Consider the following 22,942-nt stretch of genomic DNA (forward strand, 5'->3'; position numbering starts at 1 on the left):
CCTTGGGAAAACGCTGTAGGGGGAGGAAGGGATCCACTAGTTCAGGCTGGCTGCCATGGATTCGATTGCGAGCAAGGGGGCGACGTTGGTGGTGGTGATGCGTTGGCGGGCCTTGTTGATGGCGTCCATCCGGGCGAGCGTCACCTCGGGACTGGAGCGGCGGGCAAATTCTTCCAGTTCATCCCTCAGCTCAACGTTCACCAATTCAACGCCGTTTCCCATCTGGATGATCAGCACGTCGCGGTAAAACGACATCAGGTCCGTCAACGTGCGGTCCAAGGAATCGGTAATGGACCGCTTGGCCCGCCGTTTCTGGTCGTCCTCGAGTTGCTTCACCTGGCTGCGCATGGCTGGGGGCAAGGTGCCCGTCTCCGGGGCTCCGAGGGTGGCCAGGAGGGCCACCTTCTCGGCGGCATCGCGCTCATCGTTGGAGCTGTTGGCTTCCTCCGTGGCGATTTTTACCAGCTTTTCCGCCATGAGGACAGCGGCAGTGATGCCCCGCAGGCCCAAGGGGAAGCGGACGGTCTCCAACCGGCGTTCCCGGGCATCAGCGTCCCGGGCCAGCCGGCGCGCAATGCCCACGTGGCTTTGGGCGGCGCGGGCCGCACGTTCGGCGAGCTCCGGCTCCACGCCGTCGCGCTTGACCAACAGCGCCGCGACGTCCGCAGCCGGCGGGAGCCGCAAGGCGACGGGACGGCAACGCGAGCGGATGGTGACCAGGACGTCGGCGGGCGAGGGTGCGCACAGCATCCAGATGGTGCGTGGCGTGGGTTCCTCGATGGCCTTCAGCAGCACGTTGGTGGTGCGTTCGGCCATCCGGTCCGCGTCCTCCACCACAATGATGCGCCAGCGTCCGGAGGATGGCCGGTTCCCGGCGGTGGACACCAGTTCGCGGGCCTCATCGATGGTGATGGTGACTTTTTCCGTGCGCACGAAGGCGACGTCGGCGTGCGTTTCGCCAAGAATTGTCAGGCACGCGGGGCACTCGCCGCAGCCGCGCCGCCTCACGTCCTCCTGGTCGCAGTTCAGGGCGGCTGCGAAGGCCTTCGCGGCATTGGAACGGCCGGAGCCCGGGGGACCGGTAAACAGCCAGGCGTGAGTGAGACCCTCGCCATTGGCGGCCTGTTGAAGCTGCGCGACGACGGCGGGCTGGCCCTGCAGGTCGTCCCAAACCGTCACGGCGACTCTCCTTGCCCGGCAAGTTGACAGGCACCTTGCCGGGCAAGCATCAGCGCGTCCACCCGGTTCAGGATTTCCTTCGCCAGTTCCGTGACGGGCAGGTGGGCGGGCAGGACGAGGTAGTTCTCGGGCCGGTCCGCGGCCAGGTCCAGGAACGCGGCACGGATCCTCGCATGGAATTCGTCGGCCTCGGATTCGAGCCTGTCCTCTGCGGCGTCGCCGGCAGTGCGGCGGAGGCGGCCTTCCGCGGGGTCGACGTCGAGCAATACCGTCAGGTCCGGCTGGAGACCGGCGGTGGCCCAATCATTCAAATCACGCACTGCCCCCGTTCCCAGCTTCCGTCCGGCACCCTGATAGGCCACGGACGAGTCGATGTAGCGGTCGGTGAGCACAATCTCGCCGCGCTCCAGAGCAGGCCGAATGACCTGGTTTGCGTGGGCGGCGCGGGAAGCCGCGAAGATGAGGGCCTCGGTGCGTGCGTCGATGTGGCCGTGGCCGTGATCCAGCACCAGCGACCGGAGCTTCTCGCCAATGGGAGTTCCACCGGGTTCCCGGGTGCGCCGCACCAGGAGGCCCCGGGACTCCAGGACTCCAGCCAGTTCTGCCGCCTGCGTGGACTTGCCGGCGCCGTCGCCGCCTTCGAAGGCGATGAAGAGTCCGCGGTGTTGGGTAGTCACATGACCAGCCTACCGACTTAGCAGGGTCCTTACGTTCGGGACCGTAATGCCTTTTCTACGACGGCGGGCTCGGACGTACCCTTTCCCCATGAGTCTTTCCGAACATCAGGCCGCCGCGCTGTCGGCCGAAACGGTGGTTGTGGCCGCCGGCCGCCCGCCCCGCAAGCGCGACGAGCCGGTCAACCCGCCGATCGTCCTTTCCTCCACCTATTTCGGCACGGGACCGCTGGCCGACGGGGACCGTGGCTACGGCCGGTACTCCAACCCCACATGGGACCCCTTCGAAGATGCCCTCGCGCAGTTGGAGGGTGCCGACCTGCCCGCCCTCCTGTACGCGTCCGGGTTGGCCGCCGTCAGTTCCGCGCTCTCCCTGATTCCGGCCGGGGGAGTGCTGGTCATGCCCTCGCACAGTTACGCCGGGTCCCTGGTGATGGCCACCGAACTAGCGGAGAAGGGGTTGTTCGAACTCCGGACCGTGGACATCGCGGACACGGACGCCGTGCTGGAACTCATCGCCCCGTCAGCCGGGGCGCCGGCGAGCATGCTGTGGCTCGAGAGCCCCACCAACCCCATGCTCGGCATTGCCGATATCCGCGCCCTGACCGCCGCCGCCCACGACGCCGGCGCGATTGTGGTGACCGACAACACGTTTTCGACCCCTCTGGTGCAGCAGCCGCTGAGCCTGGGATCCGACGTGGTGCTGCATTCGGTGACGAAGTACCTCGCCGGGCACTCGGATGTGGTCCTCGGCGCCCTGGTGACCTCCGACGCCAAGATCCGTGCCCAACTGCTGCATCACCGGATCATCCACGGAGGCATTGCCGGTCCGTTCGAGGCGTGGCTGGCGCTGCGCGGCCTGCGGACCCTGGCACTGCGGATCGAGCGCTCGCAGGCCTCCGCCGCGGTGCTCGCCGAGCGGCTCAGCCGGCACCCGCGGATTGAAGGCATCCGCTACCCCGGGCTGGCCACGGATCCCGGGCACGAACGCGCCAAGTCCCAGATGAAGGGTTTCGGCTCGGTAATCTGCATCCAGGTGGCCCCCGCCGGGAGCCGTGGCGGCGCCGCCGCCGCGGACGCGGTGGTCCATGGGCTCCACCTGTGGCTGCCGGCCACCTCCCTTGGCGGGGTTGAGTCCCTGATAGAACGACGACGCCGCCACGCGGCTGAACCTCACAGTGTTCCGGAGAACCTGGTCCGGCTGAGCGTCGGAATTGAAAACGTCGAGGACCTTTGGGCCGATTTGGAGCAGGCACTGAAGGCTCTGGACGGCTAGGCTGGGTTCGTGGACGTAAATACGATGCTTGACTACGTCGAGGCCGGGGTCTATTTTGTCCTGGCGCTCGTGGCCCTTGGACTCGAAGGGTGGGCGTTCTTCGACTGCCTCCGTCACCGGGCCGATGCGTTTGAGGCTGTCTCCAAACGGACCAAGACCTTTTGGATGGCACTGACCGGCGGCGCCTTCGCAGTCGGCGTTCTCTCCCTCTTTGGCGGCAGCGGCGGACTGCTTGGCCCGCTGGGACTCTTTGGCCTAGCCGCCGTCACTGCGGCATCGGTGTACCTTGCAGACGTGCGCCCCGCCGTGAAGGACGCGGGCCGCGGCGGCCGCCGCAACATGGGCCCGTACGGGCCCTGGTAACACGCTTCAGCTGTCGCCCCGGTCCGGCTTCCCCGGGGCGACCGCAGCCCAGCCGACGGTAAGTTCCCCCAGCCTCCACCGTGACGGACCGTCACGGATGGGCCATCCTGCTCCGAGGAGGGACCGGCACATCCCTGTCCAACGCTGGCGGTTCCCGTAAGACGCCAGCGGCGCCGACTCCAACCAGGCCTTGTCCATTGCCTGCAGGAAGTCATGGATCCGTTCGCCAGGGACGTTCCGGTGGATGAGAACCTTGGGCAGACGCTCGGCAATGTCCGAGGGAAGAAGGAAGCCGCCGAACCGCATGGAGAAGCTCAGGCTCAGGGGGCCTTCGGCGTCGAGTGCCACCCACGTCACGCGCCTGCCGATTTCGTCGCACGTGCCGTCGATGAACAGGCCGCCCGGGGCCAGCCGGTCCTGAACCAGCCGCCAAATGGCCGCCACGTCCGCTTCCTCGTACTGGCGCAGCACGTTGAAGGCACGGACCATCACGGGACGGCCGGGCACGGGCAGTTCAAAGCCGCCCACATGGAAGCTCAGCCCTGGCCGCTCCAGCGCCTTGGCGGCAGTGACCCGTTCCGGTTCTATCTCGATGCCTGCAACGCGCACATTCGGCCGCACCACGGCAAGGCGGTCAAAGAGTTCGACGGCGGTGGCCGGGGAGGCGCCGTAGCCCAGGTCCACCACAAAAGGGTCCGCCGCCCGGCGCAGCCGCCAGGCCTGCGGACCGGTCAGCCAGCGGTCCAGGCGCCGCATCCGGTTGGGGTTGGTGGTGCCGCGGGTGACGTTTCCCACCGGCTTGCCGCTTTTTGTCCGGGCGGAATACACCCGTTCTGCTTTTTGCACCACGGGTCCAACCATATCTTTCAACTGGATGCTTCAACGGCGCATGTAACGCAAGGTAGTCCCGGTGGAGGCTCGGCTAGGATGAAAACCATGACTTACAAGCTGATTCTGCTGCGCCACGGCCACAGCGAATGGAACGCAAAGAACCTGTTCACCGGCTGGGTGGACGTTGACCTCAACGACCAGGGCCGCGAGGAAGCGGCGCGCGGCGGCGAGCTCCTGGTCGAGAACTCGATTCTCCCGGACATCCTGTACACGTCGCTGCTGAAGCGCGCCATCAACACCGCCAACATCGCTCTCGACAAGGCCGACCGCGGCTGGATTCCCGTCAAGCGCGACTGGCGCCTCAACGAACGCCACTACGGCGCCCTCCAGGGCAAGGACAAGGCACAGACCCTGGCTGAATACGGCGAAGAACAGTTCATGACCTGGCGACGTTCCTACGACACTCCGCCGCCGCCCCTGGACGACGACTCGGAATTTTCCCAGGCGCACGATCCCCGCTACGCGGATCTTGGCGATGCGCTTCCGCGCACCGAATGCCTTAAGGACGTCCTCATCCGTCTGCTGCCGTACTGGGAATCTGACATCAAGGAAGACCTCAAGGCCGGCAAGACCGTCCTGGTCACCGCCCACGGCAACTCGTTGCGCGCTCTCGTCAAGCACCTTGACGGCATCAGCGACGAAGCGATCGCCGGACTGAACATCCCCACCGGCATTCCGCTGGTCTATGAGCTGGACGAAGACTTCAAGCCCGTCAACCCGGGAGGAACCTACCTCGATCCCGAGGCGGCCGCGGAGTCCATCAAGGCCGTGGCCAACCAGGGCAAGAAGTAAGGCTGCGCCGGGATTCCAATTTGCTCTGAGTAGCTCAACGACGACGGCGGCCGGTCACCCCCGAAGGTGACCGGCCGCCGTCGTTTCTGCAGTTGGTTCTTAGCCGTTTTCGATGCTGTTCGGGTGCCACGCGCCGGTGACCAGGTAGGTGACCTTCTGCGCCACCGAAACGCCGTGGTCCGCGAAACGCTCGAAGTAGCGGCTGGCGAGGGCCACATCCACTGTGGTGGCGGCGGACTCGTTCCAGTCACTGCGCGCAATCGCCTTGAAGACGCTCAAGTGGAGGTCGTTTACCGTGGAGTTGGCCTTCATAACGTCGCGGGCCACCTCAAGGTCGCGGGTCTCCAGAAGCTCGGTCAGCTTGTTGGCGATCAGCAAATCCTGCTCGGCGAAGGCCCTGAACGTATCCCGCAGCTGCGGCGGGATGACATTGGCAGGGAACCGGAGCCGGGCGAGCTGGGCAAGATGCCGGGCCAGATCGCCCATGCGCTCCAGCGAGGCGCTCATCCGCAATGATCCGACGATCATTCGAAGGTCGCTGGCAACGGGACCCTGCAGGGCCAGGATGTCGATGGCGCGCTCGTCCAGGCTGTTTTGCAGGAAATCGATCCTGGCATCCGCAGCGATGACGTCCTCGGCAAGATCGACGTCGGCGCCTTCGAAGGCGGTAGTGGCCTTCTCGATGGCCTCACTGACCAGCTTTGACATCTCGACGAGCTGTTCGCCCACCTGGGCGAGCTCCTCCTGAAAAACCTTACGCACTTACGCGTCCTTTCCTCGGAAATGCTGCCGGCCACCTTTGGGGAGGCAGATTTCGTGTCACCGTCCATGCAGTCCAACTGTCCACTCTGTCAGTGCCCGGTGAACTGTTACGCACCTATAGGTGAACGTTAGCTGAACCGGCGCCCGGATCGCATCAGATTCGCCATTCGCGCCCCAACCAGAGCATAAGCTGGAGCGGTGGATCCTATGCTCATTGGTGTCATCGCCGGCCTTGTTGGCCTGTCTTTCGGCATCTTTGGCGTGCTCGCTTTCCGGGTCAGCGAACAGCAGCGCAAGCTGGTGGACGTTGAGTTTGACGAGCCCGCCCTGCCCCCGGGTGCCGCCGAAGTGCTGGCTGTGGTGGGGCGCGCGTTTGTGGTGGTGGATGCGATTGACGGCGTGGTGCGGGCGAGTCCGGCAGCGTATGCCTACGGCCTGGTACGCGGTCATACCGTGGTCCACGAACAGTTGCTGGACATGACCGCCAGGGTTCGCCGCGACGGTGTCATTCTGGAAAAGCAATACGAGCTTCCCCGCGGACCACTGGGCCAGGGGACTATCATCGTCCAGGTCCGCGCCGCCATGCTGGGTGAGGAATACATCCTGCTGCTGGCCGATGACCGGACCGAAATCACGCGCACGGAAGAGATCCGCAACGACTTCGTCGCCAACGTCTCCCACGAGCTTAAAACCCCGGTCGGCGCGATATCCCTCCTTGCGGAGGCCTTGGAAGCGTCCGCCGACGACGAAGAAGCGGTGCGACGTTTCGCCAAGCGCATGCATAAGGAATCCGCACGGCTGGCAGCGCTTGTCCAAGACATCATTGAGCTTTCCCGGCTCCAGGGCGCCAATGTGGCGCAGCAGGGGCACCCGGTGGACGTCAATGCCGTGATCGCGGAGGCCGTGGACCGCTCGCAGTTGCCTGCGGAAAGCAAGAATATCCAGATAGTGGTGGGCGGCCACGTTGATGCGAGGGTTTACGGCGATCAGGACCTGTTGGTCACCGCGCTCCGCAACCTGATTGACAACGCCATCCGTTATTCCCCGGAGAACACACGGGTGGGAGTCGGGGTCCGGGCCAAGGAAGGCCTGATTTCGATTTCCGTCACGGACCAGGGCGAGGGCCTCAGCCCTGAGGACCAGGAGCGGGTGTTTGAGCGCTTCTACCGGGTGGACGCTGCGCGCTCCCGGCAGACCGGGGGGACCGGGCTGGGGCTCAGCATCGTCAAGCATGTTGTTTCCAACCATGGCGGCGAAGTGACCCTCTGGTCACAGCCCGGCAGGGGATCCACCTTCACCATGCGCCTTCCGGAAATGGAAGGGCAGGAGGACGCAGGCACCGACACCTCCGTTGGCCGGAAATCCGGAACCCGGGGCACCGCATCACAACCACACGACGCCGCCGGCGTCCATGAACAAGGAGCTAGCGCTTGAGCAGGATTCTTATTGTCGAGGATGAGGAATCGTTCAGCGACCCCCTGTCTTATCTTCTGGGCAAGGAAGGCTTCGAGGTGGAGGTCGTGGACAACGGCCTGGACGCCATCACCGAATTCGACCGCAACGGCGCCGACCTGGTGCTGCTGGACCTGCAGTTGCCCGGCCAGTCTGGAACAGAAGTGTGCCGCCAATTGCGCCAGCGCTCCAGCGTCCCCGTTATCATGTTGACAGCCAAGGACTCGGAAATCGACAAGGTGGTGGGCCTGGAACTCGGGGCCGACGATTACGTCACCAAACCCTACTCCTCGCGTGAACTTGTGGCCCGGGTGCGGGCGGTCCTCCGCCGCCAGGGCGAGCCCGAGGAGCTGGTCGCAAGCACTGTGCAGGCCGGCCCCGTGCGGATGGACATTGAACGCCACGTGGTGAGCGTCGGCGGTGAACAGGTGTCGCTTCCGCTCAAGGAATTCGAGCTCCTGGAGATGTTGCTTCGGAACTCCGGCAGGGTGCTTACCCGGGGCCAGCTCATCGACCGGGTCTGGGGATCCGACTACGTCGGGGACACCAAGACCCTGGACGTGCATGTCAAGCGGCTGCGCAGCAAGATCGAGCCTGATCCGTCGCTGCCCCGGTATCTGGTGACCGTGCGCGGTCTGGGCTATAAGTTCGAGCCCTAAACCCCTGGCGTGCGCCGCAGCTGCCGTTGCGCGCAAGGGACGCCGCACCCAGTCGTTCCACGCAAGAGGAGGGGCCCCGTCCGGGAGCCCCTCCTCTTGTCTCTAAACTGTTTGCCTGGGCTAGTGGCTGGCGCTGGCGGTGGGCGACGGGGCCGACGTCGTGCTCGGCGCAGCCGTGGTCGCCGTAGACGACGGCGTGGCCGTGCCGGACGCGGTGGGCGCGGACGTGGGCAGGTACTTCTTGTAGTCCGCGATGGTGGCATCCATGACAGGGACCTTGAACTTGGCGTTCTGGTTGGTGCCATCCTCGCGGATGGTCACCTCCACAACCGAGCCGGGCGCGCCGCCGGAGGTGCTGAGGATGGCCGGTTCCGTGGTGTCGTTCAGCAGCGTGTACGAGTTCTTCTTGACCGGCACCTGGGTCTGTGAGCCGCCGGCCCCGCTGATGGTCAGCTTCACGTCGTTGGAGGACGAGTTGTAGACCGCGCCGATCACGCGGCCCGGCTTGTCGGCTCCCTCAGAGATGATGATGAAGTTGCGGAGCTGGAGCGGGCCGAGGTCCGTCCGGGTTCCGTCCGACGCCGAGTACTGGTGAGAGGTCTGCTGGGCGTTGATGTATCCGCAGCCTGTTACGGACAGCAGGCCAATGGCAATCGCAGCCGTTGCCATTGCCAGCTTGCCGCGCTGGCCCCGGTTCATCGCAGTGAAACGCACGTCACGTACTCCTCAAGAGTCTTGGTTCCTTTTTCAGCCATAGCCTATCCTCAAACAGCCTCAAACGAGGATTCGGACGGTACACAAAGGCGTCCCGTCGGCCCTGGGCCCGGAGCGCCGGTGCGGTCGCCGCGCGCTCGGCGGCGCGGTGCAGGGATGCCCCGCCTGCTGCCACTTTGATGTTGGCAGCCGCTGCCGAATGCACTATTATCCGCATTCGTCAAGGGGTCCCAGGGGGTGGATTGAGCCGGTTTTCCCTGTATTCCCGCGGTTCTGGACCCCGATCCGTGCCGGTCATATGCCTGAATCGTGATAAACTGGTCTGCGGGAAAGGGGAAAGTCCACATGGTTTTTGAGGTCGGCGAGACAGTAGTTTACCCTCACCACGGTGCAGCCAAAATTGAAGAAATCAAGATGCGCACTGTTAAGGGCGAAGAGAAGATGTATCTCAAGCTCAAGGTGGCTCAGGGTGATCTGACCATTGAAGTTCCAGCAGAGAACGTTGACCTGGTTGGTGTACGTGACGTAGTGGGCAAGGAAGGCTTGGAGCATGTATTTGATGTGCTCCGTGCCGAGTTCACTGAGGAACCTACCAACTGGTCGCGTCGTTACAAGGCAAATCTGGAGAAGCTTGCTTCCGGGGACGTCATCAAGGTGGCAGAGGTCGTACGCGATCTGTGGCGCCGGGATCACGACCGCGGCCTTTCCGCAGGTGAGAAGCGCATGCTGGCCAAGGCCCGCCAAATTCTGATTTCAGAATTGGCGCTGGCTGAAAAGACAGACGAAGAGAAGGCCGCAAGCGTTCTCGACGAAGTCCTGGCTTCCTAAGAACTAAACCCCGGTGGCTCCACAGCCGCCGGGGTTTCTTTTTGCCCATTTTTCGCCGGTCTGTGGTTGGCGGGAGCGCGCAGCTGGGCAGGGACGTAGTGTTGTGCCCATGAGTTCAAGTGCAACTTCCGCTGGACCGGAGCACGGGGCCGCGGATGTGGAATCGAAGCCAGTCATAGCTGTCGTCCTGGTGGCTGCCGGATCCGGGCAGCGGCTCGGTTACGGCATGCCCAAGGCGCGGGTGCCGCTGGGCGGCGAGCCCATCCTGATGCATGCCCTGCGGGGAATTGTGGCCTCCGGCGTCGCTACCCAGGTTTGCGTGGCGCTGCCTGAAGGCGATGGGGCACTCCGCCAACTGTGCGACGACTTCAGGACCGAACTGGTGGACGGTGGCCCCCTCCTCACCCTCGTGGACGGTGGGGCCACCCGCGCGGATTCGGTCCGCTCCGCGATGTCCGCCCTTGAGAGCGGCACCCAGGCGGTCCTAGTGCACGACGCTGCACGTGCGCTGACGCCCGAATCCGTGTTCCACCGGGTGGCCGACGCGCTGGCGGCCGGTGCCCTGGCCGTAATCCCGGTCATGCCGGTGGTCGATACCGTAAAGACCGTCGAGGCCACCACCGACGAGGATGCCCGGATCGCCCCCGAGGTGGTGGTTGGAACCGCGCCGCGCGAGAATCTGCGGGCGGTGCAGACGCCGCAGGGCTTCGACTTGGCCACGCTGCTCAAGGCCCACGAGGGCGCCGCCGGGTTCGACGCCGCCCAGGCCGCGGCCATCACGGACGACGCCATGCTCATCGAGATGCTGGGCGTCCCCGTCCACGCCGTGCGCGGAGCCAGCCAATCCCTCAAGATCACCACCCCGCTCGACCTGATCATCGCCGAGGGTCTGCTTGAGGGCCCCCTGGGCGCACGCTGGGTGGAAGGCTGAACATGTCCAGTCCCGATGCGCCTGCGCCCTTCGCGCCAAAGCCCCTGCTTCCGCGAACCGGAATCGGCATGGACGTCCACGCCTACGCCCCGGACAGCGGCCCGCGCCCGCTGTGGCTCGGCGGTCTTCACTGGGAGGGAGAACGGGGGCTTGCCGGTCACTCCGACGGCGACCCCGTGGCCCACGCGGCTGCCGATGCGCTGTTCTCCGCATCGGGGTTGGGTGATCTCGGCACCCACTTTGGCACGGACCGGCCGGAATTCGCCGGCGCGTCAGGAATCACGCTCCTGGCGGAGGCGGCCAGGATCGTCAGGAACGAAGGGTTCCAGATCGGGAACATCGCCGTGCAGTTCGTGGCGAACCGGCCCAAGTTCGGGCCGCGCCGGGAGGAATCGCAGAAGGTCCTGAGCGAGGCCGCCGGCGCGCCGGTCAGCGTCAGCGCCACCACTAGCGATGGCCTGGGGTTCACGGGCCGGGGAGAGGGCATCGCGGCCGTGGCTTCGGCTCTGGTCTACCGCACGGACTAAGCCTCCTCGCCTGGGTCACCTAGGCTTAAGGGGAGAACCCTTAGCCGCAAACCCAGGAGATCCTTCGTGAAAAAGTGCCTTGCCGCCGTCGTGCTATCCGCAGGGATCCTGCTGAGCGGCTGCGCCGGAACCCCGAAAATGAGCGTCCAGGAGAGCTGCAAATTCCTCAATGGCGACACGTTTGTTCCCAGCGGAAACCAGCAACAGCAGGCTGACCAGATCGCCAAGCACTACCAGGAAGTGGCGGACAAGGTGGCCCCGGAGCTCGCCGACCCCATCCAGAAAATGGCGGACATCATGAAGAAGGTCGCGGGAACCTCGCTGGGGACCAAGAGCCCGGATCAGACCGCTCAGCTCACTGAACAAAACAACAGGATCGGCCAGATCTGTAAATAAGGCCAGACCCCTGAAGGCCGCGTTGAACCGCGTTTGCAGGGATCGTCTCCGCGGATCCTTCGCGCGGGGGCATCGGCTAATCTGGAGCGGTGACCCTGCGCTTTTACGACACAGCATCCGCCGAAGTCCGTGACTTCGTCCCTCTGACACCGGGCAAGGTGAGCCTCTACTACTGCGGCGCGACGGTGCAGGGCCTGCCGCATGTGGGCCACATCCGCTCCGCCATCGCGTTCGACCAGCTCACCCGATGGCTGCAGTACCGCCGTTTCCGGGTGACCGTGGTGCGCAATGTCACCGACATCGACGACAAGATCCTTGCCAAGTCCGCTGCTTCCTTCGAGCCCGGATTCGAAGAGGGGCCTGACGATATCCGCGAAGAGGAGTGGTGGGCCCTTGCCTACCGCTATGAACAGGCATTCCTCAAGGCCTACGACACCCTGGGCGTTTCCCGGCCGACGTACGAACCCCGGGCCACGGGCCACATCCCGGAGATGCACGCCCTCATCCAGCGACTGATCGAGCGTGGTCATGCTTACCCGGCATTGGATGATTCCGGAGACGTGTACTTCGACGTGCGCTCCTGGAGTAAATACGGCTCCCTTACCCGGCAGAGGCTCGATGACATGCAGGGCGCCGCGGACTCCGATCCGCGGGGAAAAAGGGATCCGCGGGACTTTGCGCTCTGGAAGGGGCACAAGGAAGGCGAGCCCGTGACGGCCAGCTGGACCTCGCCCTGGGGAGCGGGGCGCCCGGGCTGGCACCTTGAGTGCTCGGCCATGGTGACCAAGTACCTCGGCACCGAGTTCGACATCCACGGCGGGGGGCTGGACCTGCGCTTCCCGCACCACGAAAACGAAATGGCGCAATCCCAGGCCGCAGGCCACGGCTTTGCCAACTTCTGGATGCACAACGGCATGGTCACCTACGCCGGCGAGAAGATGTCCAAGTCCATCGGCAACACCGTCAGCCCCGCCGAGATGCTCGAGCTGGCACCGCCCCGAGTGGTGCGCTACTACCTTGGCCAGGCGCAGTACCGGTCCGTCCTTGACTACCAGCCCACGTCGCTGCAGGAGGCGGCCGCCGCGGTGGAGCGCATTGACGGCTTCCTGGAGCGCGCCGCCAAAGCCCTTGCCGGGAGCGGGGACGTGCCGGCAGAGACCGTGCCCGCCGCCTTTGAGGCGGCCATGGACGATGATCTTAACGTCCCGCAGGCCCTCGCGGCCCTCCACGAAACCGTGCGGGCCGGCAACACCGCCCTCACTGCCGGGGACCCCGATGGGGTCCGGCAGGCCTTCGCCTGGGTCACCGCCATGTTGGGCGTTCTTGGCCTCAGCGACACCGCACGGCCGGCCCCGGACGAACAGGGCACCGCGGCCCTTGGCGTCCTCGTCGAGGCGCAGCTGGCTGCCAGGGCGAGGGCCCGGGCTGCAAAGGACTGGGCCGCTTCCGACGCTATCCGCGACACGCTTGCCGCGGCCGGTGTCCTCGTCGAAGACGGACCGGAAGGCGCCAGCTGGAGCATTAAGAGGGGCTGAACCGCGGGCGGCGTTGAGCCTGGCGCCCGGTGGCTTCGGACGCCGCGGTCCAGGATTTAACTCGAGTCAGTAGACTGGAGGTTGGACTTATCAACGAATCGCGTATTTAAAAGGGTGGAACTCATGGCCAACAACGGTCGCCGGTCGGTCAAATTGAAGAAGGGCCCCACGGTCGGAACCGGCGGTCACGGCCGCAAGGCTCTGGAGGGCAAGGGCCCCACTCCCAAGGCGGAGGACCGTCCCTACCACAAGGCGCACAAAAACAAGCAGCTGGCGGAACGCTCCGCGGCAAAGCGTCCCGGTGGCGGCGCCCCCCGCAGCGCCGGCGCCCGCTCCGGTCCCAAGGGCCGCGCCACCGAGGAAGTGGTCACAGGCCGCAACTCCGTGGTTGAGGCGCTTCGCGCCGGCATTCCGGCCAAGGCCCTGCACGTGGCCATCCGGATCGAAATGGACGACCGCGTCAAGGAATCCCTCAAGCTCGCCGCCGAGCGCGGTATCCCGCTGATGGAAACCGGCAAGCCTGAACTGGACCGGATGACGGACGACGCCGTGCACCAGGGGCTGGTTCTGCAAATCCCGCCGTACGAATACCAGGACGCTTTCGAGCTGGCCGAGCAGACCGTGGACCGCTGGAAGAAGGGTCACGTTGCGAACGCGCCGCTCTTTGTCGCGCTGGACGGCATCACCGATCCCCGCAACCTGGGCGCCATCATCCGCTCGGTCTCGGCTTTCAGCGGCCACGGTGTCATTGTGCCCGAGCGCCGTTCCGTCGGTGTCACCGCTTCGGCATGGAAGACCAGTGCCGGAGCGGCCGTCCGGGTTCCCGTGGCCAGGGCGGCCAACCTGAACAACACGTTGAAGGCCTTCAAGAACATGGGCATCTATGTGCTGGGCCTCGACGGTGATGGCGACGTCTCGCTGCCCGACCTGACCCTGGCCACGGAGCCGGTCTGCATCGTGGTGGGTTCAGAGGGCAAGGGCCTCAGCCGCCTGGTCCGGGAGAACTGCGACCAGATTGTTTCGATCCCCATCGACTCCGCCATGGAATCGCTTAACGCCTCCATGGCCGTGGGCATCTCCCTGTACGAAGTCTCCAGGCAGCGCGCAACGAAGTAGGCCAAGGGCCGCCCGTCATCGGGGCGGCGCCGCGTTGCGGCGTTAGAACTTGTGGCGGTTGGCCAGGACGGGTAGTTTCGTCCGGGCGTCCTTGACGACGGCGGGGTCCAAGTCTGCGAACAGCAGGCCGGTCCCGCCGTCGAGCTCTTTAAGGACTTCCCCGAAGGGGGAGACGACGGCGGAGTGTCCCACTCCCGTGGGCGCGGAACCTTTGGCCTCCATGCCTTCGGTGGCGGGGTCGCCTTGGCCGCAGGCCAGCACGAAGGTGGTCGAATCCACTGCCCGGGCGCGGGCCAGCAGTTGCCATTGCTCCACCTTCCCGGGCCCAGCGCCCCAAGAGGCGCACACAATGTTCACCTCGGCGCCCCGGTCCGCATTTTCCGTGAAAAGGTCCGGGAAACGGATGTCGTAGCACGTGGCCAGTCCGAAGGTCAGGCCGCCAAGGTCGAAAGTCACGGGCGTTGTGCCGGCGTCAACGGTGTCCGACTCTTCGAAGCCGAAGGCGTCGAAGAGGTGGATCTTGTCGTAGCTGGCGTCCACGCCCGGGCCACAAACCAGCAGCGTGTTGCGGACCTTCCGGACGGTCCCGCGAGGTGCGCCGTCGTCCAGTTCGGTTCCCGGGGTGAACATCCCGGCCACGATCACAATGTCCAGTTCAGCCGCGATCCCGCGCACGCGGGTGGCCCACGGGCCATCTACTGGTTCGGCAATGTCCACGAGCGAGTTACCAAAGGCACGCATGGTGGCTTCTGGAAAAACCACCAGCTCCGCTCCGCCTTCTTTTGCCTGTTTCGCATACTCTTCCACGAGTGCCAGATTCCGGCCGGTGTCGCGTCCGGTGATGACCTGAGCAAGTGCAACCCGCACAATTACCTCCAAAATGGCTTTCCCTCAAGTATGCAACGGTGATGCGAGCCAGGGTATTTTTCGACATATCCAGGAATTTATAGTTCATTTGTGTGGCACCGCTAATATTTAAGCAATGGTTATGCCACTCCTAGACACAGCCTCCACGGTGGACGACTCACGGCCGTTTCCACTGGGCATCAGCGTCCCCCGCACGGGTTCACCTGCGGTGGACGGTCCTCGGAGTGCCTGCGCCAATGTTGCGGTCTACGCGCCCGGTGTCAATACCCTGGAGATCGCCTACCGCGCTCCCGGCGGAACCTGGCAGCTGAAGACCCTGCCGAACGTCACCAACGGCGTCCATCACGGCATCGTGGAGGGCTTCCCCACGGGATCGCGCTACGGATTCCGGTCTTCCCCGGAGGATGATGCTCTGCCCGTCCCCGTGCCCAGCCTGGATTTCGACAACGACGGCCAGCAGCCCCTGCTGCTGGACCCGTACGGCCGAGCGGTCGACCAGCGCGAGGGCTTCATCACCAACGTGCGCATGTCCGGCGACTTCGACTGGGGCAACGACCGCAGTCCCCATATCCCGTGGCGCAACACCATCATTTACGAGGCCCATGTCCGTGGCCAGAGCATGCTGCACCCGGACATTCCGCCGGAACTGCGGGGCACCTACGCCGGCATGGCGCACCCGGCCATGATCGAACACCTCACGGGCCTGGGCATCACCTCGGTGCAGCTCCTGCCGGTTCATTTCCACCTGGACGAACCGCATCTGCAAAACCTGGGAATGACGAATTATTGGGGGTACAACACCGCAGCGTTTTTTGCCCCGCATCCGGATTACGCCACGCGCGCGGCGCAGGAAGCCGGCCCCCAGGCCGTGCAGGATGAGTTCAAGGGCATGGTCAAGCTCCTCCATGCCGCCGGCCTCGAGGTGATTTTGGATGTGGTGTACAACCACACCGCCGAGGGCGGCCCCGATGGCCAGACGCTCAGTTTCCGCGGGCTCGGAGAGTTGCAGTATTACCGGCACGACGGTCACGGTAAGTACATTGACACCACCGGTTGCGGAAACAGCCTCAATTTCGGGGAACCCCGTGTGGTCCAGCTTGTTCTGGACTCGCTGCGCTATTGGGTGGACGAGTTCCATATTGACGGCTTCCGTTTCGACCTGGCCGTCACACTGTGCCGGAACGCCGCCAACGACTTCGATCCACGCCACCCCTTCCTCGTGGCAGTCGCCGCCGACCCCGTGCTGTCCGCTACGAAGCTGATCGCCGAACCCTGGGATATTGGCTACGGGGGCTGGCAGACCGGACGGTTCCCGCCGGGCTGGGTGGACTGGAACGACCACTACCGCGACGCCCTGCGCTCCTTCTGGCTCGCCGATCGGGCGGCCATGGACTCCGGCGGCCACGGTGGATCGGTGGCCCGGCTCGCGGACGCGATCTCCGGCTCGGCCAGCCTCTTCGCCGAATCAGGCCGGACGCGCATGGCCTCGGTCAACCTTGTCACGGCCCATGACGGTTTCACGCTCGCCGATCTGGTGTCCTACGACCGCAAGCACAACGAGGCCAACGGCGAGCAGAACCGGGACGGGCACGGAGACAACCGGAGCTACAACCACGGCTTCGAGGGCCCCACCGAAGACGAGGAGATCCTGGCGCTGCGGGCGCAGACCAGCCGAAACTTGATGGCAACGCTGATGATCTCCCTGGGCGTGCCCATGATCACGGCCGGTGACGAGCTCGGCCGGACCCAGCAGGGCAATAACAACGCCTACTGCCAGGACAACCACATCGCGTGGCTGGACTGGACCAGCACCCCGGAATCCCACGCCATGCTCCGCAGCACCAAACGGGTCATCCGGTTGCGCAAGGAGTTCCTGGCGGGCCAGCCGCACGACTATCCGGCGCGGGACAAACAGGCCTACCTTCGATGGTTCGACGAACACGGCAAGCCCATGTCGATGGATGGATGGAACAACCCCCGGCACCGGGTGGTGCAGCTGCTGCTCGGGTCGGCCGACGGCCAGGTGGACGGGCTCGTGGTGGTGAACGGAAGCGCGCACGACGTCAAGATCACGCTTCCCGAGATCAGCAACGACGACGGCACGGGCCGGCGCCTGTTCGAACTCCGGTTGACCACCTCTGAACTCCACGACCGGCGCCAAGGGGTCAGGGTCGCCGCGGGAGAGCGCGACGCACTGCAGTCCCACACCCTCAGCATCTACCGCACGTAGGACCCAGTCATTGGATCACGCATGAGGGCCTTTGCGAGGCTGCTGGTCTTCGCCGTCGCCATCCTGTGCCTTGCCGGCCTGGGCCTGCTCGCCACCAGCCCGCCCCAGCTCGCCGGCAGTCCCGGTGCCAATGCTCCCACCAGCAGTGCCGCCACGGCGGGTGGCACTTCCGCCGCGAGCCCCGCGCCTGCGCCCCGCCTCACCCCAGGTGTTTCACGCACAAACGCGGTCAATGCGTCCGGCCTGAAAGCGGTCAATGCATCCAGTCTTCCTGCCGAGGCGCGGCGGACCCTTGAGTTGATCGCGCAGGGCGGTCCCTATCCGTACAGCCGTGACGCGGTGCTCTTCAGCAACTTTGAAGGCCTGCTTCCCAGGAAGCCCAACGGGTACTACCAGGAATTCACGGTCGAGACGTCCGGCGAATCCGATCGTGGTCCCCGCCGGATCATCACCGGCGGGGCGGGCGAAAAATACTACACCCCGGACCACTACCAATCATTTGTTTTTGTCAATGAAGCCAAGTAAGGGCGCCATGAAAATCTATTCCGCTGACACCTGGACCATCGATGAGTTGCGGGATCAGATCAACGACGCCGGCCGCCGCGTCGTGCTGATTCCGCCCGCCGATACCAAAAAAACGGTGCTGCAAACCTTTGGGGAGGTTTTGGATTTCCCCGAGCATTATGGCGTGAACCTTGATGCCCTTAATGATTCCCTCCACGATTTTGCGGATAAGGTCACGGAAGACGGCATGAAACCGCTGACATTCATTTGGCAGGTTCCCGCCGTCTTCCGTTCCGACCGTTCATTCGGCATCATCTGCGAGATCCTCCAGGACGCGGAGAGCTATGCAGGCAAGAGCCTTGCCGTCATTGCCGTCTGTCTTTGAGGACCGCGCCCTGAGGACCGCGCCCAGTCCAGCGCTACGCGTTGACGATCAGCCCCAGCTCAGCCCGTGATGCCAGGGCTTCGTGCTTGGGAAGGACCCGGACCGTGTAGCCGAAGGAGCCCGATCGGTCTATCAGTAGCAAGCCGCTGAAAAGATACCGTCCCTTGCCCAGATCCTCCACCGCCACCAGATCGGCCATGGTAACGTCGGCCAGCTCGTCGCTGTCCTCAGCCCGTCCGAACGCCACCTCCACGGCCACGTCCTCCGGCGTGAGGTTGTGCAGCGCCACGTAGGCGTTCACCTGGAGAGTGTCCCCGATCTGCGGGTCTTCGGACACGCCCACCGAGTCAACGTGCTCCACCTGGATCTGCGGCCATGACGCACGCAGCCTGGTGCTCCATGCGGCCAACTGCTTGGCCTGCGCATAGGAGTCCGCCACCGCCCGCCGGCCTGCCACCGCGGCGGGGCGGTACAGGATGTTCACGTAGTCCTGAAGCATCCGGTCCGCGGAGACGGCCGGTCCAAGGTGGGCCATGGTGTGCTTGATCATGGAGACCCAGTGCGTGGGGACCTTTTGCGGACCGGGCTGGGACGGCCCGGCAGCTCCCGCGGCGTCGGAGACGGTGAGACCGTAGAAGCGGGGCGCCACCTGCGTTTCGAGGAGCTCGTACAGGGCGGCGGCCTCGATGTCGTCACGCTCTTCGGGGGAGGCGTTGTTGTTGGCCGTGGGGATGGCCCAGCCGTTTTCGCCGTCGTACATTTCGTCCCACCAACCGTCCAGTACGGACAGGTTCAGCGAGCCGTTCAGTGCCGCCTTCATGCCTGACGTGCCACAGGCCTCCAAGGGCCGCAGCGGGTTGTTCAGCCACACATCGCATCCCGGGAACAGGGTCCGGGCCATGGCGATGTCGTAATTGGGGAGGAACGCGATCCTGTGGCGGACCTCGGGATCGTCGGTGAACCGGACCAGGTCCTGGATCATCTTCTTGCCGGCGTCATCGGCGGGGTGGGACTTGCCTGCGATGACCAGCTGGATGGGGTGGGTTTCGTGCAGCAGCAGGGCCTTCAGCCGCGCGGGTTCACGCAGCATCAGGGTAAGCCGTTTGTAGGTGGGAACCCGCCGGGCAAAGCCGATGGTGAGGATGTCAGGGTCCAGCACGGAGTCCGTCCAGCCCAGCTCGGCGTCCGCGGCGCCACGCTTCTTCCACGCCGCCCGGAGCCTGCGCCGGACGTCCTCCACGAGGGAGACACGCATTTGCCGGCGCAGTGCCCAGACGTCCTCGTCGCTGACGTTGTACGCAAGGTCCCAGCGGCCCATGGCCTCGGCCTCGGCACCGAACTGCTCGCGGGCGAGCTTGGACACCCGGCCGTCCACCCAGGTGGGCACATGCACGCCGTTGGTCACGGACGTGATGGGGACTTCCGAGTGATCGAAGCCGGGCCACAGCGCAGAGAACATCCCGCGGGACACCACGCCGTGCAGCTTGGCCACACCGTTGGCACGCTGCGCGAGCCGCAGGCCCATAACGGCCATGTTGAAGACCGACGGGTTGCCGTCGGCGAAGCTTTCGCGCCCCAGGTCCAGGATCTTGGCCACAGGGACGTCGGGCGCCAGTCCGCCCTCGAAGAAATGCTGGATCTGTGAGACCTCGAAGCGGTCGATCCCCGCGGGAACAGGCGTGTGGGTGGTGAACACAGTGGAGGCACGTCCGGCAGCCAGCGCCTCGTCCCAGCTCAGCGGCTGGTCGGCGGACATCAGCTCCTGGATCCGTTCAATGCCCAGGAAGCCGGCGTGACCCTCATTGGTATGGAACACTTCCGGCGCGGGGCAGCCGGTGAGGCGCTGGTACTCGCGCAGGGCCTTTACCCCGCCCATGCCCAGCAGCAGTTCCTGCTGGAGGCGGTGATCTCCGCCCCCGCCGTACAGGCGGTCCGTGACCCCGCGGGCGGCGTCGTCGTTGCCCGGAACGTTGGAGTCCAGCAGCAGCAGCGGAACCCGTCCGACGTCGGCGCGCCAGATGTGTGCCAGCAAGCGGCGGCCGTGGGGGAGCGGGAGCGAGATCTGGATCGGTTTTCCGTTCCCCTCAGGAGATGCCTCGCGGAGCAGCGTCAGCGGGAGTCCGTCGGGGTCAAGGACCGGATAGGTTTCCTGCTGCCAGGCGTCCCTGGACAGCGACTGCTTGAAGTAGCCGGCCTGGTACAGCAGGCCGACGCCGATGAGCGGCACTCCGAGGTCGGAAGCGGCCTTCAGGTGATCGCCGGCCAGGATTCCCAGACCGCCGGAGTACTGGGGCAGCACTTCGGTGATGCCGAATTCCGGTGAGAAATATGCAACACAGGCCGGGGCGCCGTCGCCCAGCCCTTGGTACCAGCGGGGCTGTTCCAGGTAGCGGTCAAGGTCTTCCGCCGCCGCATGCACCCGCCGCACCACGTCCTGGTCGGCGGCCAGCCGCTGGAGTTCCTCGCGGCTGACGAGGCCAAGGAAGCTGACGGGATCGTGGGCGCTTTGCTCCCAGATCTGGGGGTTGAGCCCTTCAAAAAGCTCCCTGGTGGGCCGGTGCCATGACCACCGAAGGTTAGTGGCCAAACGGGCCAGCGGCCGGATAGATTCCGGAAGAACGGTTCGTACGGTAAATCTGCGGATAGCCTTCACTTGCGTCACACTAACTGACAACAGGGGCCGCCGGAACAGGTTTAGGTTTCTTTTAGGTAAATGACAGATCGCCCCAAGAAAAACGCAAGTTCCCTTAGCGAATCGGCGACTTTCTCGATAACGTCGAGTTTGTGACGACTAATACGCGAACCAGCTCCGCATCAAAGCAAAAGCCCAAGGCTCAGATCATGGAGGACCTTCGTTTTGGCCGTTTCCCGATCACGGCTGTGCAGCCGGTGGTCGAGGGCGGCAAGTTTCCCGCCAAGGCGCTGCCGGGTGAGGGCATCGTAGTGAGCGCTGTCGCGTTCCGCGAAGGCCATGACCAGCTGGGTGTCAGCGCGGTTCTGTTCGACCCCAAGGGCAAGGAGCGCCAGCGCGTCAGGCTGGCCCCGCCACGGGGAGACCGGGGCAAGGGCACGGACCTGTGGGAAGGAATCCTCACCCCCGAAGGCGTCGGCAACTGGTCCTTCGTCATTGAGGCATGGCACGACCGCTACGGGACCTGGCACCACAACGCCGAGGTCAAGGTCGAAGCCGGAATCGACGTCGAACTGATGCTGGCCGAAGGCGCCGCGCTGCTCTCGCAGGCCGCGGAAGACCCGGCGCGCCCCTCCGCCGACAGGCGGACCCTGCGGACCGCGGTTGTGGTCCTCTCCGACGCCTCCAGGACCCCGGAGGAGCGTCTTGCCGCCGGCTTCGGCGCGGACGTCGCCGCCGTCGTCGAGCGCCAGCCCATCCGGGAACTGGTGACAGTCTCGGAGAACTTCCCGCTGCTCGTTGAGCGGGACCTCGCCGGCCGGGGCGGATGGTACGAGTTCTTCCCCCGTTCCGAAGGCGCCGTCCGTGATCACAACACCGGTGAATGGACGTCTGGGACGTTCCGGACGGCCGCAAAACGGCTTGATGCTGTTGCGGGCATGGGATTTGACGTCATCTACATGCCGCCCATCCATCCGATCGGCATCCAGCACCGGAAGGGTCCCAACAACACGCTGATCGCCGGACCGCACGACCCCGGTTCGCCGTGGGCCATTGGCGCGAAAGAGGGCGGTCACGACGCCATCCACCCGGACCTGGGGACCTTCGAGGACTTTGATGCGTTCGTGGCCCGCGCCGGGGAACTGGGACTGGAAGTGGCCCTGGACCTTGCCCTTCAGGCGGCCCCCGACCACCCGTGGGTGGAGTCCCACCCCGAGTGGTTCACCACACGGGTGGACGGCAGCATCGCGTATGCGGAAAACCCGCCCAAGAAGTACCAGGACATTTTCCCGCTTAACTTCGACAACGACCCCGAGGGCCTGTCGAAGGAAATCCTGCGGATCGTTCTCCTGTGGGTGAGCCACGGCGTCAAGATTTTCAGGGTGGACAACCCCCACACCAAGCCCGTGTGGTTCTGGGAGTGGCTGATCGCCAAGGTCAACAAGAAACACCCTGAAGTGGTCTTCCTGGCCGAGGCCTTTACCCGGCCTGCCATGATGCACGCACTGGGACGGGCCGGCTTCCAGCAGTCATACAGCTACTTCACCTGGCGGAATACCAAGGTGGAGCTCGAGGAGTACTTCACCGAGATCAGCCACAAGTCTCCGGCGTACTTCCGGCCGAACTTCTTCGTCAATACCCCGGACATCCTTACCGAGTACCTGCAGTACGGCGGCCCGGCGGCCTTTAAGATCCGTGCCGCCCTCGCTGCCACGGCGAGCCCGATCTGGGGTGTCTACGCCGGTTACGAACTCTATGAGCATGTGGCCCGCCCCGGTGCCGAGGAGTACATCGACAACGAGAAGTTCGAGTACAAGGCCCGCGACTGGGATGCCGCTGCGGAATCGGGCAGGACGCTCGCGCCGTACCTGACCCGGCTCAATGAGATCCGCCACACGCATCCTGCACTGATGGACCTGGAGAACCTGACGGTGCACCACAGCACCGACGACGCCACCATTGTGTATTCCAAGCACAAGACGCTTCCGGACGGCTCCAAGGACACCTTGATCATTGTGGTCAACGTGGACCCACACGCCACCAGGGAGAGCACCGTTTCCCTGGATCTCGCGGCGCTTGAACTGGACCCGGAGGACCTCACGCATAATGGCGGGTTCAGGGTGGATGATTTGTTGACCGGCGAGAGCTGGGAGTGGGGCGAGTACAACTACGTTCGCCTCGACGCCCATGTAGAGCCGGCACACATTCTAAGCATCCGGAGGTAGCGTT

Annotated in this window: 22 protein-coding genes; 15 read left to right on the top strand and 7 right to left on the bottom strand. The window is 65.0% G+C overall.

Annotation, left to right across the window (positions count from 1 at the left end):
• Positions 1-36: 36 nt before the first annotated feature.
• Together ACP4XC_RS04015 and tmk are read right to left on the bottom strand one after the other, a co-directional pair.
• On the bottom strand, positions 37-1,179 hold the full coding sequence (locus ACP4XC_RS04015; RefSeq protein WP_427173588.1) for a DNA polymerase III subunit delta': 1,143 nt from the start codon (positions 1,177-1,179) through the stop codon (positions 37-39).
• Positions 1,176-1,856, bottom strand: a complete 681-nt coding sequence (gene tmk / locus ACP4XC_RS04020; RefSeq protein WP_427173589.1) for a dTMP kinase — start codon at positions 1,854-1,856, stop codon at positions 1,176-1,178. The genes ACP4XC_RS04015 and tmk overlap by 4 nt, the downstream gene beginning before the upstream one ends.
• Positions 1,857-1,944: 88 nt before the next feature.
• On the opposite strand from tmk, the gene ACP4XC_RS04025 reads away from it, so the two are divergent.
• Both ACP4XC_RS04025 and ACP4XC_RS04030 read left to right on the top strand, forming a co-directional pair.
• The gene (locus ACP4XC_RS04025; RefSeq protein WP_427173590.1) at positions 1,945-3,129 is read left to right on the top strand and encodes a trans-sulfuration enzyme family protein; all 1,185 of its coding nucleotides are present in this window, start codon (positions 1,945-1,947) and stop codon (positions 3,127-3,129) included.
• Positions 3,130-3,153: 24 nt separating this feature from the next.
• Positions 3,154-3,492: a DUF2516 family protein gene (locus tag ACP4XC_RS04030; protein ID WP_427175005.1), complete on the top strand. Its 339-nt coding sequence runs from the start codon at positions 3,154-3,156 to the stop codon at positions 3,490-3,492.
• 6 nt (positions 3,493-3,498) lie between these two features.
• On the opposite strand, the gene ACP4XC_RS04035 is transcribed toward ACP4XC_RS04030, so the two are convergent.
• Positions 3,499-4,341, bottom strand: a complete 843-nt coding sequence (locus ACP4XC_RS04035; RefSeq protein WP_427173591.1) for a class I SAM-dependent methyltransferase — start codon at positions 4,339-4,341, stop codon at positions 3,499-3,501.
• 87 nt (positions 4,342-4,428) lie between these two features.
• Between ACP4XC_RS04035 and ACP4XC_RS04040 the strand changes: the two genes are divergently transcribed.
• The gene (locus tag ACP4XC_RS04040) at positions 4,429-5,175 is read left to right on the top strand and encodes a phosphoglyceromutase (RefSeq protein ID WP_427173592.1); all 747 of its coding nucleotides are present in this window, start codon (positions 4,429-4,431) and stop codon (positions 5,173-5,175) included.
• 99 nt (positions 5,176-5,274) lie between these two features.
• Here the strand turns inward: ACP4XC_RS04040 and phoU are convergent, their stop codons facing one another.
• Positions 5,275-5,937 carry a phosphate signaling complex protein PhoU gene (gene phoU / locus ACP4XC_RS04045; protein WP_427173593.1) on the bottom strand — a complete coding sequence of 221 codons (663 nt, stop codon included), beginning with the start codon at positions 5,935-5,937 and terminating at the stop codon, positions 5,275-5,277.
• A 207-nt stretch (positions 5,938-6,144) separates the two neighbouring features.
• Between phoU and ACP4XC_RS04050 the strand changes: the two genes are divergently transcribed.
• Together ACP4XC_RS04050 and ACP4XC_RS04055 are read left to right on the top strand one after the other, a co-directional pair.
• On the top strand, positions 6,145-7,371 hold the full coding sequence (locus ACP4XC_RS04050; RefSeq protein ID WP_427175006.1) for a sensor histidine kinase: 1,227 nt from the start codon (positions 6,145-6,147) through the stop codon (positions 7,369-7,371).
• Complete coding sequence (locus tag ACP4XC_RS04055; RefSeq protein WP_427173594.1) at positions 7,368-8,048, top strand: response regulator; 681 nt, start codon at positions 7,368-7,370, stop codon at positions 8,046-8,048. The genes ACP4XC_RS04050 and ACP4XC_RS04055 overlap by 4 nt, the downstream gene beginning before the upstream one ends.
• Positions 8,049-8,168: 120 nt before the next feature.
• Here ACP4XC_RS04055 and ACP4XC_RS04060 read toward each other — a convergent pair whose 3' ends face one another.
• Positions 8,169-8,747 (bottom strand): hypothetical protein, encoded by a 579-nt coding sequence (locus ACP4XC_RS04060; RefSeq protein WP_427175007.1) that lies wholly within the window; start codon positions 8,745-8,747, stop codon positions 8,169-8,171.
• Positions 8,748-9,107: 360 nt separating this feature from the next.
• Here ACP4XC_RS04060 and ACP4XC_RS04065 point away from each other — a divergent pair, with 360 nt between their 5' ends.
• From ACP4XC_RS04065 to rlmB, 6 genes are all read left to right on the top strand, one after another.
• The gene (locus ACP4XC_RS04065) at positions 9,108-9,590 is read left to right on the top strand and encodes a CarD family transcriptional regulator (protein ID WP_026266570.1); all 483 of its coding nucleotides are present in this window, start codon (positions 9,108-9,110) and stop codon (positions 9,588-9,590) included.
• 109 nt (positions 9,591-9,699) lie between these two features.
• The gene (gene ispD / locus ACP4XC_RS04070; protein ID WP_427173595.1) at positions 9,700-10,521 is read left to right on the top strand and encodes a 2-C-methyl-D-erythritol 4-phosphate cytidylyltransferase; all 822 of its coding nucleotides are present in this window, start codon (positions 9,700-9,702) and stop codon (positions 10,519-10,521) included.
• 2 nt (positions 10,522-10,523) lie between these two features.
• Positions 10,524-11,048, top strand: a complete 525-nt coding sequence (gene ispF / locus ACP4XC_RS04075) for a 2-C-methyl-D-erythritol 2,4-cyclodiphosphate synthase (RefSeq protein ID WP_427173596.1) — start codon at positions 10,524-10,526, stop codon at positions 11,046-11,048.
• Between the two features lie 66 nt (positions 11,049-11,114).
• Positions 11,115-11,444 (top strand): hypothetical protein, encoded by a 330-nt coding sequence (locus ACP4XC_RS04080; protein WP_427173597.1) that lies wholly within the window; start codon positions 11,115-11,117, stop codon positions 11,442-11,444.
• Positions 11,445-11,533: 89 nt separating this feature from the next.
• Positions 11,534-12,979 (top strand): cysteine--tRNA ligase, encoded by a 1,446-nt coding sequence (gene cysS / locus ACP4XC_RS04085; protein ID WP_427173598.1) that lies wholly within the window; start codon positions 11,534-11,536, stop codon positions 12,977-12,979.
• A 123-nt stretch (positions 12,980-13,102) separates the two neighbouring features.
• Positions 13,103-14,095 carry a 23S rRNA (guanosine(2251)-2'-O)-methyltransferase RlmB gene (gene rlmB, locus ACP4XC_RS04090; RefSeq protein WP_427173599.1) on the top strand — a complete coding sequence of 331 codons (993 nt, stop codon included), beginning with the start codon at positions 13,103-13,105 and terminating at the stop codon, positions 14,093-14,095.
• A 42-nt stretch (positions 14,096-14,137) separates the two neighbouring features.
• On the opposite strand, the gene ACP4XC_RS04095 is transcribed toward rlmB, so the two are convergent.
• Positions 14,138-14,962, bottom strand: coding sequence for a carbon-nitrogen hydrolase family protein (locus ACP4XC_RS04095; protein WP_427173600.1), 825 nt, complete (start codon positions 14,960-14,962; stop codon positions 14,138-14,140).
• Positions 14,963-15,077: 115 nt separating this feature from the next.
• Here ACP4XC_RS04095 and glgX point away from each other — a divergent pair, with 115 nt between their 5' ends.
• From glgX to ACP4XC_RS04110, 3 genes are read left to right on the top strand one after another with little or no spacing between them, the layout of a single operon-like run.
• Complete coding sequence (gene glgX, locus ACP4XC_RS04100) at positions 15,078-17,192, top strand: glycogen debranching protein GlgX (RefSeq protein WP_427173601.1); 2,115 nt, start codon at positions 15,078-15,080, stop codon at positions 17,190-17,192.
• Positions 17,193-17,213: 21 nt separating this feature from the next.
• The gene (locus ACP4XC_RS04105; protein ID WP_427173602.1) at positions 17,214-17,717 is read left to right on the top strand and encodes a ribonuclease domain-containing protein; all 504 of its coding nucleotides are present in this window, start codon (positions 17,214-17,216) and stop codon (positions 17,715-17,717) included.
• Between the two features lie 7 nt (positions 17,718-17,724).
• Positions 17,725-18,081: a barstar family protein gene (locus ACP4XC_RS04110; protein ID WP_427173603.1), complete on the top strand. Its 357-nt coding sequence runs from the start codon at positions 17,725-17,727 to the stop codon at positions 18,079-18,081.
• Positions 18,082-18,115: 34 nt separating this feature from the next.
• Here the strand turns inward: ACP4XC_RS04110 and glgP are convergent, their stop codons facing one another.
• The gene (glgP, locus tag ACP4XC_RS04115) at positions 18,116-20,734 is read right to left on the bottom strand and encodes an alpha-glucan family phosphorylase (RefSeq protein WP_427173604.1); all 2,619 of its coding nucleotides are present in this window, start codon (positions 20,732-20,734) and stop codon (positions 18,116-18,118) included.
• A gap of 188 nt (positions 20,735-20,922) precedes the next feature.
• On the opposite strand from glgP, the gene ACP4XC_RS04120 reads away from it, so the two are divergent.
• On the top strand, positions 20,923-22,938 hold the full coding sequence (locus ACP4XC_RS04120) for an alpha-1,4-glucan--maltose-1-phosphate maltosyltransferase (protein ID WP_427173605.1): 2,016 nt from the start codon (positions 20,923-20,925) through the stop codon (positions 22,936-22,938).
• Positions 22,939-22,942 lie beyond the last annotated feature (4 nt).

Origin of the sequence: Arthrobacter sp. 92 (assembly GCF_050260325.1) — a bacterium.
GTDB lineage: Bacteria > Actinomycetota > Actinomycetes > Actinomycetales > Micrococcaceae > Arthrobacter.

What these genes read in the sequence shown, in the direction of transcription:
- ACP4XC_RS04025 (WP_427173590.1), top strand. Translation starts at nt 1,945, where the DNA reads ATGAGTCTTTCCGAACATCAGGCCGCCGCGCTGTCGGCCGAAACGGTG.
- ACP4XC_RS04030 (WP_427175005.1), top strand. Translation starts at nt 3,154, where the DNA reads ATGCTTGACTACGTCGAGGCCGGGGTCTATTTTGTCCTGGCGCTCGTG.
- ACP4XC_RS04040 (WP_427173592.1), top strand. Translation starts at nt 4,429, where the DNA reads ATGACTTACAAGCTGATTCTGCTGCGCCACGGCCACAGCGAATGGAAC.
- ACP4XC_RS04050 (WP_427175006.1), top strand. Translation starts at nt 6,145, where the DNA reads ATGCTCATTGGTGTCATCGCCGGCCTTGTTGGCCTGTCTTTCGGCATC.
- ACP4XC_RS04060 (WP_427175007.1), bottom strand. Translation starts at nt 8,747, where the DNA reads ATGAACCGGGGCCAGCGCGGCAAGCTGGCAATGGCAACGGCTGCGATT.
- ACP4XC_RS04065 (WP_026266570.1), top strand. Translation starts at nt 9,108, where the DNA reads ATGGTTTTTGAGGTCGGCGAGACAGTAGTTTACCCTCACCACGGTGCA.
- ispD (WP_427173595.1), top strand. Translation starts at nt 9,700, where the DNA reads ATGAGTTCAAGTGCAACTTCCGCTGGACCGGAGCACGGGGCCGCGGAT.
- ispF (WP_427173596.1), top strand. Translation starts at nt 10,524, where the DNA reads ATGTCCAGTCCCGATGCGCCTGCGCCCTTCGCGCCAAAGCCCCTGCTT.
- rlmB (WP_427173599.1), top strand. Translation starts at nt 13,103, where the DNA reads ATGGCCAACAACGGTCGCCGGTCGGTCAAATTGAAGAAGGGCCCCACG.
- glgX (WP_427173601.1), top strand. Translation starts at nt 15,078, where the DNA reads ATGGTTATGCCACTCCTAGACACAGCCTCCACGGTGGACGACTCACGG.
- ACP4XC_RS04105 (WP_427173602.1), top strand. Translation starts at nt 17,214, where the DNA reads ATGAGGGCCTTTGCGAGGCTGCTGGTCTTCGCCGTCGCCATCCTGTGC.
- ACP4XC_RS04110 (WP_427173603.1), top strand. Translation starts at nt 17,725, where the DNA reads ATGAAAATCTATTCCGCTGACACCTGGACCATCGATGAGTTGCGGGAT.
- ACP4XC_RS04120 (WP_427173605.1), top strand. Translation starts at nt 20,923, where the DNA reads ATGGAGGACCTTCGTTTTGGCCGTTTCCCGATCACGGCTGTGCAGCCG.